At 38.3% G+C, this 11,940-nt stretch carries 23 protein-coding genes; all 23 read left to right on the top strand.

The window, feature by feature from the left end:
- The first annotated feature begins 2 nt into the window (after positions 1-2).
- Positions 3-314, top strand: coding sequence for a hypothetical protein (locus AB3I20_RS11100; RefSeq protein ID WP_368027354.1), 312 nt, complete (start codon positions 3-5; stop codon positions 312-314).
- A gap of 10 nt (positions 315-324) precedes the next feature.
- On the top strand, positions 325-540 hold the full coding sequence (locus tag AB3I20_RS11095) for a hypothetical protein (RefSeq protein WP_368027353.1): 216 nt from the start codon (positions 325-327) through the stop codon (positions 538-540).
- 13 nt (positions 541-553) lie between these two features.
- Complete coding sequence (locus tag AB3I20_RS11090; RefSeq protein ID WP_368027352.1) at positions 554-1,291, top strand: hypothetical protein; 738 nt, start codon at positions 554-556, stop codon at positions 1,289-1,291.
- Positions 1,288-1,599 (top strand): MazG-like family protein, encoded by a 312-nt coding sequence (locus tag AB3I20_RS11085; RefSeq protein WP_368027351.1) that lies wholly within the window; start codon positions 1,288-1,290, stop codon positions 1,597-1,599. The genes AB3I20_RS11090 and AB3I20_RS11085 overlap by 4 nt, the downstream gene beginning before the upstream one ends.
- Complete coding sequence (locus AB3I20_RS11080; RefSeq protein ID WP_368027350.1) at positions 1,596-1,991, top strand: YopX family protein; 396 nt, start codon at positions 1,596-1,598, stop codon at positions 1,989-1,991. Before AB3I20_RS11085 ends, AB3I20_RS11080 begins: the two co-directional genes overlap by 4 nt.
- Complete coding sequence (locus AB3I20_RS11075; RefSeq protein ID WP_368027349.1) at positions 1,992-2,156, top strand: hypothetical protein; 165 nt, start codon at positions 1,992-1,994, stop codon at positions 2,154-2,156.
- Positions 2,157-2,226: 70 nt separating this feature from the next.
- Positions 2,227-2,586 carry a hypothetical protein gene (locus tag AB3I20_RS11070; RefSeq protein WP_368027348.1) on the top strand — a complete coding sequence of 120 codons (360 nt, stop codon included), beginning with the start codon at positions 2,227-2,229 and terminating at the stop codon, positions 2,584-2,586.
- Complete coding sequence (locus tag AB3I20_RS11065; RefSeq protein ID WP_368027347.1) at positions 2,579-3,088, top strand: DUF1642 domain-containing protein; 510 nt, start codon at positions 2,579-2,581, stop codon at positions 3,086-3,088. Before AB3I20_RS11070 ends, AB3I20_RS11065 begins: the two co-directional genes overlap by 8 nt.
- Complete coding sequence (locus AB3I20_RS11060; RefSeq protein WP_368027346.1) at positions 3,085-3,366, top strand: hypothetical protein; 282 nt, start codon at positions 3,085-3,087, stop codon at positions 3,364-3,366. The genes AB3I20_RS11065 and AB3I20_RS11060 overlap by 4 nt, the downstream gene beginning before the upstream one ends.
- A gap of 18 nt (positions 3,367-3,384) precedes the next feature.
- Entirely contained in the window at positions 3,385-3,552 is a 168-nt protein-coding gene (locus AB3I20_RS11055) for a hypothetical protein (RefSeq protein ID WP_368027345.1), read from the top strand.
- The gene (locus AB3I20_RS11050; RefSeq protein WP_368027344.1) at positions 3,553-3,711 is read left to right on the top strand and encodes a hypothetical protein; all 159 of its coding nucleotides are present in this window, start codon (positions 3,553-3,555) and stop codon (positions 3,709-3,711) included.
- Between the two features lie 223 nt (positions 3,712-3,934).
- Positions 3,935-4,351, top strand: coding sequence for an ArpU family phage packaging/lysis transcriptional regulator (locus AB3I20_RS11045; protein ID WP_368027381.1), 417 nt, complete (start codon positions 3,935-3,937; stop codon positions 4,349-4,351).
- A 604-nt stretch (positions 4,352-4,955) separates the two neighbouring features.
- The gene (locus AB3I20_RS11040) at positions 4,956-5,183 is read left to right on the top strand and encodes a hypothetical protein (protein ID WP_368027343.1); all 228 of its coding nucleotides are present in this window, start codon (positions 4,956-4,958) and stop codon (positions 5,181-5,183) included.
- A complete protein-coding gene (locus tag AB3I20_RS11035; RefSeq protein WP_368027342.1) occupies positions 5,180-5,491 on the top strand; it encodes a hypothetical protein in 312 nt (103 codons plus the stop codon). The genes AB3I20_RS11040 and AB3I20_RS11035 overlap by 4 nt, the downstream gene beginning before the upstream one ends.
- A 29-nt stretch (positions 5,492-5,520) precedes the next feature.
- Complete coding sequence (locus AB3I20_RS11030; RefSeq protein WP_368027341.1) at positions 5,521-5,979, top strand: transposase; 459 nt, start codon at positions 5,521-5,523, stop codon at positions 5,977-5,979.
- On the top strand, positions 5,976-7,274 hold the full coding sequence (locus AB3I20_RS11025) for a hypothetical protein (protein WP_368027340.1): 1,299 nt from the start codon (positions 5,976-5,978) through the stop codon (positions 7,272-7,274). The genes AB3I20_RS11030 and AB3I20_RS11025 overlap by 4 nt, the downstream gene beginning before the upstream one ends.
- A 10-nt stretch (positions 7,275-7,284) precedes the next feature.
- Positions 7,285-8,904: a phage portal protein gene (locus AB3I20_RS11020; protein ID WP_368027339.1), complete on the top strand. Its 1,620-nt coding sequence runs from the start codon at positions 7,285-7,287 to the stop codon at positions 8,902-8,904.
- Positions 8,873-9,085: a hypothetical protein gene (locus AB3I20_RS11015; RefSeq protein WP_368027338.1), complete on the top strand. Its 213-nt coding sequence runs from the start codon at positions 8,873-8,875 to the stop codon at positions 9,083-9,085. The genes AB3I20_RS11020 and AB3I20_RS11015 overlap by 32 nt, the downstream gene beginning before the upstream one ends.
- Positions 9,086-9,105: 20 nt before the next feature.
- Entirely contained in the window at positions 9,106-10,059 is a 954-nt protein-coding gene (locus AB3I20_RS11010) for a minor capsid protein (RefSeq protein ID WP_368027337.1), read from the top strand.
- A 2-nt stretch (positions 10,060-10,061) separates the two neighbouring features.
- Complete coding sequence (locus tag AB3I20_RS11005) at positions 10,062-10,364, top strand: hypothetical protein (RefSeq protein WP_368027336.1); 303 nt, start codon at positions 10,062-10,064, stop codon at positions 10,362-10,364.
- Positions 10,365-10,375: 11 nt separating this feature from the next.
- Positions 10,376-10,789: a hypothetical protein gene (locus tag AB3I20_RS11000; protein ID WP_368027335.1), complete on the top strand. Its 414-nt coding sequence runs from the start codon at positions 10,376-10,378 to the stop codon at positions 10,787-10,789.
- A gap of 138 nt (positions 10,790-10,927) precedes the next feature.
- A complete protein-coding gene (locus tag AB3I20_RS10995; RefSeq protein WP_368027334.1) occupies positions 10,928-11,551 on the top strand; it encodes a DUF4355 domain-containing protein in 624 nt (207 codons plus the stop codon).
- An 11-nt stretch (positions 11,552-11,562) separates the two neighbouring features.
- Positions 11,563-11,916 carry a hypothetical protein gene (locus AB3I20_RS10990; protein ID WP_368027333.1) on the top strand — a complete coding sequence of 118 codons (354 nt, stop codon included), beginning with the start codon at positions 11,563-11,565 and terminating at the stop codon, positions 11,914-11,916.
- The last annotated feature ends 24 nt before the right edge of the window (positions 11,917-11,940 follow it).

Here is an 11,940-nt window from a genome sequence, read left to right as displayed (position 1 = left end):
GCGTGGATAAGAAAGCAGCAATGAAAAGAATTGCTGAATTAACCAAGTCAGAATCTTGGCAAGAAGACAAAGAAATAGTTGCAGAAGTCCAAAAGCTCGGTAAATCAATGTGGACTGAAAAGCCCAAACGGAGAACGCCGAGAAAGATTGCAATTTGGCATGGTGACCGAATTCTAGTAACAGGTACAGCAGAGCAATTATCTGAAATTACCGGGCTAAGTAAACAGACTATTTGGACTAGGGTTAGAGAAATGCGCGTGGATTCAAAAGGGCGACAGTTTAAAAATTACGAAAAAGAAAAGAATGAACAGTGAGGTGTAATTCATGAAATATGTGAGTATCTACGGCGAAAGAATCAAAGGCAAAATCGTTAGCGAATTAGAAAATACAGTAGTCGTTGAAGACAAAAAAGGACATCGTTATCTTGTCCATAAAAATAGCATTGATCCAAAACGAAAGAAACCAAAGTTTGATTTACTAGCTACTCAAAGTTTTGGCAAGAGTCCAGAAAATAAAGTTCAGAAAATCGGATATTACTAGGAGACGATAGACATTGAAACTAACATTTGAAAGTGTGAAAAATAAAGATTTTGAATTAGCTTATGAAGTGAAAAAAGAGGTTGGTGAACGATATGAGTCACTTATTTCTTTTAGAACAGGACGAGATTTCAACGAAGAAATACGAGAATACATTATCAGTTTTGTTGAACAATTTGAGAAATTTCTAACACCAGAAAATGAATCTCGCATGAATGAACGACTTATGAAATACAACAAATTAGTAGTTGAACTAAAAACCAATATTCTTCAAGCAACCACAATACCATCAATTATGATTTGTGGACCAGCGAAGTATCCAACTAGAAAAAAGGAAAAAGAACTTGAAAGAAGCCATCGCTTGGAAGGCGAACTTTATTCAAATGATGGGAAACATGCTCGTTTTATTGAAAACACGAGAGAACTTTTTGATCCAGTTGCTATACAAAGACAGCTTGAGCTAGACAGAATGAGAAAACAACGGTCTGCAGAAAATGATTGGTTCGATTTCTACAAAGAGTTAGATCACGATGAAATTTCTGGATACGGCTTTGACGTGGAAAACAACCGTGTTTACATCACTACACATGGAAAACCTTCTGATGACACTCGTACTTTGTTAAAAAAAGCAGCAATGCGATGGTCACCAAGAAATGAACGATGGCAGAGAATACTCACTATAAATGCAATACGTTCAATAAATTCTAATGTGATGCAAACACTGAACTTACAAAATATGGAGGAAAAACAATGAATGAACTAATCACAAAAGTAGAACAGTGGGCAAAAGACAAAGGATTAGATCAAGCTGATCCAAAAGCACAGTTTTTAAAAGTTGCGGAAGAATTCGGAGAAATCGCTTCTGCGATGGCAAGAAGTAATGATGAACTATTTAAGGATAGCGTAGGAGACGTTATCGTCACACTGATTATTCTTTCCATGCAAAAAGGAACAAACGTACAAGAATGTTTAGAACTAGCGTACAACGAGATCAAAGGACGGACTGGAAGGATGGTTGATGGTGTGTTTGTGAAGTCGGAAGATTTGGAGGACAGCAAATGATGCCGAAGTTTAGAGCGTGGTTGAAAGATGAACAAGAAATGCACGATGTTTTAGCATTTGATACGAGAGGAAATAGCTTTTTAGGAATTGAAGGTACTCATGTAACTGTAGATGGCTGGTGTGATTGTTGGGAAGTGGGCAAACATGTAGAACTCATGCAATCAACAGGACTGAAAGATAAAAACGGTGTGGATGTTTACGAAGGAGATATCGTCAAATGTAGCAGAGGTTGCCCGCACGAAGTTGTTTGGTTAGAGGAATATGGCGGAGCGTTCGTTGGAGGTATGCCAGCATGGTATCTTTCAGGATTAAATAATGGCTATGCTTGGACGGGTGAAGAAGAAGTCATCGGAAATATATACGAGAATCCTGATTTGTTGGAGGTGGAGTGAGTGCTAAGTAAAACGGCAGAAAAAATCACTAAGAGAAAAATTAATGCTATCGAAACAGCGTTAGAAAAGAATGATTACGCGTTTTTAGAAAAATGGCACGGTGGAAGAGATCTTGCTATTAGAGATTTACAAAAGTTGAAACAGCGTTTGATTGAAGAGAAGTGAACTGTTTCCAAAAAGGAAATGGTTGGTATTTTCCATTTTGGAAATAACCACATTTTGAAGGAGGAACACGATGAATAAACAAATATCAACAGCGATGAGCAACATCTATAAATTCACTATTTTTGAAGAAGATGGAAAAAATAAGGTGCGAGCTCCAAAAATGGACTTGCCAGAATTCGTAAAAGAACGAATCAAATTTTTTGGAAAATACAGTGAAGACGGTCTTAGCTTTCTAGGATGTATTGACTTGATTATGGCAGAAGACGAAGAAAAAGCGAAAAAAGAATTTGAGATTGGCGCTTACGAAGACTATTTACCAGCAAGCGAAGAATTCAAAAAATGGCGTGATGAGATAGCTTTGAGAAGTTTGCATCAGATGGAAATTGCTGTAGCGCTTATTTATGGGATAGGAGACGAAAGCGATGAATAAACAAGAATTGATTGAGGAATTAAAAAATGAAATTGCTCTTTATGAACGTGAACGAGGATCCGACCTTACAATTGGTGCAGTAACCGCATTAAATAAGGCGATTAGCTATGTTAAAAAACTAGCCGAACCACAGAAACCAGTTGTACCAATTTCTATAGGTAAGTTAATCGATAACTATAAAGAAGAAAGAGTTAAATTAAGCGAAATCTTATCCTGTTGGGAAACGTGGAAAGATACCGATGAATATCACATCGATGAGGTAAATTGGATTGTTGCAAATCCAGAAACATTTATGCGTGCGTGGCTAGACGGCTACGAGGTCGAGAAAGAGCCGTTGTACAGAGTTAAACTAGGCGAGGGCTATTTCGTCGAATATCAAGGACGAGGTGCGCTGATTATTCCTGATGACAATAAAGAGATTAAGGTGTTCGATTCGAAATCAGATGCTGAGCGCACTGCTCAGACAATTGGTGGGACAGTGGAAGAGGTGGTAGAAGGATGATTAAAGGAAAAAGCAAATTCGATTCAGAGATGTTTTTTGGCGATTGGGATAATTGGATGGGCTTTAACAAACAAAAATACACGAAAGAGCAAGCAATTGAAAAATGGAAAGAAGAGATGTCTGAACTTGATGAAGTCATTCCGTTTATAGTCGAAGACGCTTTTGTCAGATATAGAGTAGGACGGAATGAAGACAACGAGCCTTGCGTAGGTTGGTGGCTAGAATGGAAAGATTATGGAAGTAAATCGGTGCCCGCGTGGTCAATCAGACAAGTTTAACCTTTGGAGGGTGGCAGAATGAAAGAATACAAGCGACAACACATTATCAAACATGCTCTAGAAATGTATATCAAACGTGAAAATGCTGACGAAAAAGATTTAATTCAAGAAAAATTAGTTCTTAGAGAAGTTGAAGAAGATATTGCTCGTATGAAAGAGAGTTTTAAGAGAGGCTGTGGCTGTTAAATGGCAAAATTAGAATGGGCTATATTCATTATTGCGTTGTTTGGACCAGCGATAAAAATTGCTGATTCAAAAGGATACACTCGTTTTTCTTATAAAGGGTTGTTAGTTGCTTTCATTGATAAAGCAATTGACATGGTGAATCAGTATCCGGATAAATAAAAAAGGCAGCTGACCACTCGCTGCCTAACAGAATATCGAAGAAGGGAGTTGTCCGTTTTCCGTCAGACAACTCCGCTTGTATATGGTATAACGAACGTTTAAATTCATTACTCAGTGATTTTACCATAATTAAGGCAAATAAAAAAAGCACCAAGAATTCGCTCAGCGCTTAATGTTATCTAGTCAATGACATTATAGCATAAAAAAGGAGCGATTTGACTTGATGCAGTTATTGAGAGAGGTAGATTTCAGACAGACAAGATGCAATGCGAGAGATGTACTTAAAAAATTCAGACGTTTAGAGCGACTTGCTGGTCGCTCTTTGGTAGATATTAAGTCACCTATTATAACAGACATGCCAAGGGCGCCGAAATATGGCAATAAAACAGAAGATGCAATTATTCAAATGATTGATGTAGAAGCAGAACGAGATGCGATTGTTGCGGGGCTGTTGGCGCTTAGTCTTATCAGCCGTCAGATACTTTACTACAGCTTCTGTGATGTAAACAAACACTCGAATATTGAGATTGGCGACTTAATATCTGGTTATGGTGAGAAAAACGTTGAGAAATTGAAGTCAAATGCATTAATTGAATTTGCTGAAGCTTATAGAAATGGCGTGTTAGTTTCCTATCTCTAAAAAAATAGGGATTTTGTAGGGTTTTCGTAGGGAAAATGACTAAAAAAAGGTGATATTATGATATTGTCAAAAGATTGGTGATAGGTCTTAGACAAAAATAAAATGTAAGGGAGGAAATCTCCCTCGTCGTTTTAACTTCTTCTTTATGATAAACAGCAATCAACAAAAAATAAATTAAAAGGAAGTGTAAAAACTCCTCTAAATTGTTCGTTAGTTATCTATCAACGTTGATTGCTGCTTATTGTTGTGTCAGTACGTGCGGAAACACAACTGACGACCAGCCAGTTACTGGTACATAGCGACTGTTTAGGACTGGATAGACAGTTCAAAATTTAGTTTGATTACATAAGACTTTCTACTTAGAAGGTCTTTTTATTTTATACAAAGGAGATACAGCATGTATCAACTAGACGAGGATAGGAAACGATTTACAGAGACAAAAAGACTGTCATTTTGGAAAAGAAGAAAATGCGCCCATGACTATGTGTTCTTGTATATACGAAACTGTGACAAGGTGTGGGGTTGCGTGAAATGTGGGAAAACAGAATGGCGTTAAGATCGCTCACTGAGCGGTCTTTTTATTTTGCTCGAAAGGAGATTGCTAATGAGAAACTACTGGTATGTATCACTATCAAATAAATATCCTCATCCGAATGATGATGACCCAATTCGTGCAGTACAGTCAGTTCAAATCAAAAAGAAATACTCAATCATCGAAATGACGAGAGAAGCTACTCCTTTCGAATTAGATAGCTGTCGTTTAATTTACTGTGGTGTCGGTCATTTTGATGAAGAACATATTCAAGAAAATGTTAGGAGGTACATTAGATGAAAAACTTTAATGAGGCTGTACTTAAGGTGGCAGTGAGTAAAGAACTAGCAGAAGCATACAAGAAGGCGTTGGAAAGTGAGAATGAGCGAAGATGGGTAGAGAACTCTATCGTTATAAATGGAAAAACTGTCACTGAAACTAAACCAGTTTGGGGCGGCTGTTATGCGAATGTAGATATTACTGAAAGAAAAGAAGAAGGTAAAGCTGACTTGATTCTGACTTTAGTATCACGAACTTTGCCGAACTTGAAAGAAACCGTTAGAAGTTATGAGCTTGATGGCATGGACATAGTAAATACGAGTTACTAAATTAGTGAATGCGAAAAGGTGGTGAGGTCGTGGCAAAAGGCAAATACGAAGAGTGGTTAACAAAAGAAGGTTTATTAAAGCTTGAAGGATGGGCTCATGATGGCCTCACCGATGAACAGATAGCTGAAAAAATAGGAATTAGAAGACCAACTCTTTACGATTGGAAGAAAAAGTATTCTGACATTTCCGACGCCCTAAAAAGAGGTAAAGAAGTAGTTGATCGGCAAGTTGAGAATGCATTGCTCAAGCGGGCGCTAGGATACGAATTCAAAGAAATTACCCAAGAGCTGACAGAAGACGGTATGAGAGTGACGAAGGTTATCACTAAGCAGCAAGCCCCAGACACCACCGCTCAAATATTCTGGCTTAAGAACCGTAAACCAGAAGAGTGGAGAGATAAGAAAGAAACTGAAATTACAGGCTCGCTTAATGTTGCTTCAACGGCTAAAGAAATTGAAACCTTTTTCGGTGGCAGTGATTCGTCATGACACCACAAAAGACAAAATATTTAAACTATATTCAAACCGAGCCGGTCAAATTCGGCAATATGGTAGGATTTACAGACTTAACAGACATTCATAACGAGTGGCTTAAGTCTTTTTTGTTTTCTAAGCAAGACCAAACATTATTAGCGCATCGTGGTTCTTATAAGACCACTACGCTAGCAGTAGCAATAGCTTTCTTGATGATATTATTCCCAAATAAGAATATTATCTTTTTGAGAAAGACAGACACTGATGTTGTAGAAATTATTTTGCAAGTAGCTAAAATTCTTAACAGCAAATACTTCAAATCTATTGTGTGGATATTGTACGAAGTTGAATTAGTTTTGCTAAAAGAAACTACAACAGAAATCGATACTAACCTAAAAAGTTCAACAAGAGGTACTTCTCAACTGTTAGGCATGGGGATTGGTGCTTCGCTAACTGGTAAGCATGCGGACATCGTTATTACTGATGATATTGTCAATATTAAAGATAGAACCAGTAAAGCGGAAAGAGATAGAACAAAATTACAATACCAAGAACTTCAGAACGTTAAAAACCGTGGTGGTCGTTTCATCAACACTGGTACTCCTTGGCACAAAGACGATGCAATCAATATGATGCCAAATGTCCAAAGATTCACTTGTTATGAAACAGGGCTGATAACTCAAGAACAGTTAAACGCCTTAAGAGAAGCAATGACACCTTCTTTATTTGCTGCTAACTACGAACTAAAACATATTGCTGATGCTGAATCGTTATTCAGTGCGCCTAAGTATACAAATGAATACGGAATGCTAAAACAAGGTATAGCGCACATAGACGCTGGTTATCAAGGTTCAGATAAAACAGCTTACACAGCAATGAAACAACTGTCAGATGGAAAATTTGTTGCGTTTGGCAAGTGTTGGGATAAGCATGTTGATGATTGTATGAGTGAGATCGTGCAAATTCACAATAGCTTTATGTTAGGCAGTGTTTACTTAGAAAATAATGCTGACAAAGGTTATTTGGCTAAGGAAGTTAGAAAAAAAGGTTTAACGCCTTCTGAATATCATGAATCAATGAATAAGTTTATTAAGATAACTACTTATTTGAGAAAAGAGTGGAGCAATATTCTGTGGTTAGATAATACTGATCCGGACTATATGAGCGATATTTTAGACTATACGGAGAACGCGACGCATGATGACTGTCCAGATAGCGCAGCCAGTCTAATTAGAACATTTACTATAGATAAACCTAAGCCAGTAAATGTTAGAAAAACGATAGAAACATTCAAAAAATTAGGATTGTAGAGGTGATATAGTGGAACAGAATATTCAACTTTTAGGTAAAAAGCGATTTGATGATGAAGCAAACCTTGTTTATAAGGTGCCAGTTAGCAAGTTGCCGAAAAGAGAGATGTTAAATCAACGTACTGGCGAAATCGAACAGCTGATTGATTTTGAACATGTAGATGTTTGGAAAATGATTGTTAGTTTCATTAGACATCATCAGACAAAACAAGTGTCAAGATTGCAGCAACTTAAACGATATATGTTAGCGGACAACAATATCAAATATCGCCCAAAGAAACCTGACGGAAGAGCAGATAATCGTATTGCAAGCGACTTTGCAAACTTTGTTGTTTCGTTTAAGTTGGGTGTGTTGTTAGGTAATCCACTGAAATATAGTGGTGATAAAACAATTGCAAAGCAAATCAATGCATTTGCTAGTCAAGCGAACGAAGATTATCATAACCAATTAATGGGTCGCGATATGTTTGGTTTGGGTAGAGCTTACGAATGGATTGGTCGTGATGAATACGGTAAAGAAACGCTAGCTAAATTTGATCCAGAACAGACATTTGTAATCTACGACAATACGAAAGATAGAAATTCAGTTTGTGGAGTTCATTACTATAAAGAAGAGTTTTTGGATAAGTCATGGACACGCATTGAACTATATACAAACAGTGGATTCAATTATTACCTCATCGCAGAAAACGATGATTTAGAAAATGCCATAATTGAAGATGATGGAATTGCAGAAAGCTATTTTGATTCTGTTCAAGTTAATGAGTGGATTAACAACGAGGAGCGCTTAAGCGATTTTGAACGTGTTCTTGATTCAATCGATGCATATGACCTTTCACGTTCAGAAATGGCCAACTTCCAACAAGATTCATCGGAAGCCTACCTAGTGATTAAAGGCAACCCTGATACAGCTGACGATGAAGAAGGTGACAACAGCAAGTTAGAAGTATTCAAAGCTATGATGCAAGCAAGAATGCTTGTATTAGGTGATAAGAAAATATACGACAATAATGTTGCAGGTGCTGAACCTGATGCGTATTACCTTAAGAAAGAGTATGACGTTGCCGGAATGGAAGCCAACGATAGTCGGACAGTTGCTGATATCTTGCGTTTCACATCTCTTATTGATTTTACTGACGAGAACATTGGGTCCAACCAGTCAGGTATCGGATTCCGTTTTAAAGGATGGGGATCAGACAACGATCGTAAAAACAAGGAGCGGATGGTCAAGAAAGCTATCATGCGCCGCCTACGGTTGCTTACACACTCTTGGAGCATTAAAGATGAACTGAATAGACCACAAGGCTTGATTGATACAGTCAAAGCCTTTTTTATTTCTGATGAAAAGCAACAAGAGCAGCTATACAACAAAGTAAATGAAATCCAAATTCAATTTACACCGAATGTTCCTCAATCGGATGAAGAAATCATGAGTGTGATTGCAGGAATGGTTGGTATCGTATCAGATCAAACATTGTGTGAAATGGCTGAGCGATTAACTGGTGTTCCGTTTGAAGAAGAACTGAAGCGACTGAAGAAACAAGCTGGCTCTGGTGTGTTTGATAGTGACAAAGAAATTGATACGGAGGTTGAAGAAGATGAACGAGAAGACGATGAAGCAGATACTTGAGGCTATTGATGCTATGAACACGGGTGATTTTGCAGAAACGTCAGATAAGCTCCAAAACTACTTAGAAGGTATGTACGGACTTACTGCAAAAGCATTACGAGTTTTAATGGACAAATTAGTTGAAGAAGGCTTTTCAGAAAATCAAGCATTTCAACTTACTTTGGCGATGTCTAAAAAATGAATACCTGGAGGAGTGATTAAGTGAAATCACAAGATTACTTCATCAAACGTGAGAAAGCTTGGCAAGAGCAACAGATTAAAGATGATAAGAAACGCATGAACGAGATCAAGAAGCGCCTGCAATACGCACAGGATGCGATACAGAAAGAGATAGACGCACAGTGGGATAGTTTTTCCAATGGGCAGAAAATCACTCGTAGCGAAGCGATGAAGCGTGCTAGTGAAATGGATGTAAAAGCATTTGCTCGTAAGGCTAAGAAGTATGTTAAAGAGAAAGACTTCTCACCTACAGCAAACAAGGAATTGAAGCTATACAACCTTACAATGCGTGTCAATCGTTTGGAATTGTTAAAGGCGAATATTGGACTTGAGCTGATAGCCACGTTTAACGACATGGATAAGTATTTTTCAGGAGAACTTACCAGTGCTGGGATGAAAGAATTGCAACGCCAAGCAGGCATCCTAGAAATGACAATCGCTAAAAGCGGTTATGCCAAATTAGTGGAGCAAGTGATAAACAGCTCGTTTCGAGCGGATGGATTTGCAACATTCAGCGAACGACTATGGATGTACCAAGCAGAGTTGAAAGCTGATTTGGATAAGTTGCTTGTACGTAGTGTGACGTTGGGTAGAAACCCTAAACAGTTGGCATCTGAATTAACGAGATTCCTCACCGAGAAAGGTAGAGAAAACGCTCGATTCAATACAGAGCGTTTGATGGTTACAGAAACGACTAGAGTGCAGATTGGCATACAAGAGCGAAGTTATCGTGATGCTGATATTACAAAGTACACATTCATTTCTGAGCCTTCAGCGTGTCGCTTGTGCTTACCTCTTAACGGAAAAGTATTTGATGTTGATGAAATGGAACCAGGAACAAATGCGCCAAACATGCATCCGTTCTGCCGATGCTCGACCGCACCATATGTTGATCGTGGTGCATTTGAGAAGTCGCTTAAAGAAAGAGGGTTATAACCATGGAGAAAGATTCATTTCAAGTTATATCTGACAGATTTTTAGAAACGGCATATGGGAAAAGCAAAGAAGAAATTTTGCATTTGTATCAAAATGATGCTCAGTTTAAAGAAGACTATGATGCCGTTAAACAGCACTTAATTGATGTCTTAGAACCAATTGTAAAAGAAGTGTTTGAAGCTGCTAGAAAAGTTATTGAACCTGCCGTGCAATCAATAACCGAATTGGTTCAGTCTAACCCAGAGTTCTTCAAAGCTTTGCAAAACAATATGAATCAAAACATGTTCCAAAGCGCTTCTATGTAGAGGTGAGCTCTATGACATTCACTGATTATAAAGACGAAGATGGTGACATCATAATAATGGCCAAAGAACGGTTGCCAAGTGGTATGACGGCGCAAATCGAATTTTGTCTTTACGAGTTATACAATATTGCGGTTGCGAATGTTTACCTGAATGTTTATCACAAGCGTAAGCAGATTAGTGACAATACTTTGCACCAGACAGGCAAAGACGGCATCTATCCTTTTGTGTGGGCTGTAAGAAAGATTAGAGAATTTGAGGAATACGCCAAGCATTCATTAAGCAACCCTCTCCCCACTTACATTCAAGTCCATTGGGAAGATAATCGAAGAGCAAGGATATATAAAAGATTTTTGCAACGTGAAGGTTTTGAGATCAGAAACTTCGGTATCGGGAATCAATTATACAAATATATTGAAACGGATTAAGACAGTCGCTAGCCCATTCGCTAACGACTTTTTATTATGCCTTCTTACTGCTTACAGGCACTAAAGAGAAAGCTGTTCCGACTGACTGGCGTAACTAGTTAAATTATCGGGTAGCGGCGTAACCGTGGAGGAATAATCATGAAAAAACGTTTATTAATGCCTATGAACTTACAATACTTTGCTGAAAATCCAGATGGTGGCAATGATACACCGCCGGCGGAAAAACCTACACCACCAGAGGGTAAGTCAAAGGGTGATGAAACAGGCAAAACATTTTCTCGTGACGAAGTAGCAAAAATGATTGCTGCTGAAACAAAGAAAGCTGTCACTGCTGCTGAAGAAAAATGGCGTGCCGAAAAAGACGAAGCTGCCAAACTTGCCGAAATGGACGATAAAGAGAAAGCAGATTACGAGAAACAGCAACTTGAAGCAAAACTAGCTGAGTTCGAACGTAAAGAAGTGCTATCCAAAATGTCGGAACAAGCAAGTGAAATGCTGTCTGAGAAAGGCGCTACGCCTACGAAAGAAATGCTGCGACTGATCGTGTCAGAAGATGCTGAAACAACGTCAAACAACGTTAAGACGTATCTAGCATCTGTTGAAGCAGAACGTGAAGTGATCAAAGCGGAATATGAAAAGCGACTTGGCGGAAAAGTTCCTTTAGATGGAAACGGCGCAACAATTTCTCGTGGTGCACAGCTAGCAAAAAATGCAAACAACCAAACGAAAAAGCCTGAGAATGACCCTTGGGCAATTAAATAGGAGGAATATCAATGGTTTATGTTAAAAAATCAGAAACATTCAAAGAAATCAACTTTCTTAAATCTCAAAAATTCATTTCATTCACAAAACAGGTTGATGATACGCATGCAGGAGTTACGAATGGTGTTTTACCAGCTGGTTCAGTTTACCCAGCAAATGATGCAACAGCCGAAGGAATTACGATCAACGATGTTGATGTAAGCAATGGTCCTCAGCCAGTAGGTGTAATCGTTGATGGGCACATTCTAATTGAACGGTTACCTGTTAAACCAAGCGATGCAGCTCAAACAGCGATGCGTGAAATTAAACTTTACGATGCGTCAGGAAAAATGATCGCACTACCAGCCGCTGAGAGCGGACAGTAATAGGAATATAGGAGGAAAAAATAA

This window comes from Enterococcus sp. C50, from assembly GCF_040887505.1.
GTDB lineage: Bacteria > Bacillota > Bacilli > Lactobacillales > Enterococcaceae > Enterococcus_B > Enterococcus_B thailandicus.
Note: the sequence above shows the minus strand (reverse complement) of the source record. Positions and strands in the feature narration are given on the sequence as shown.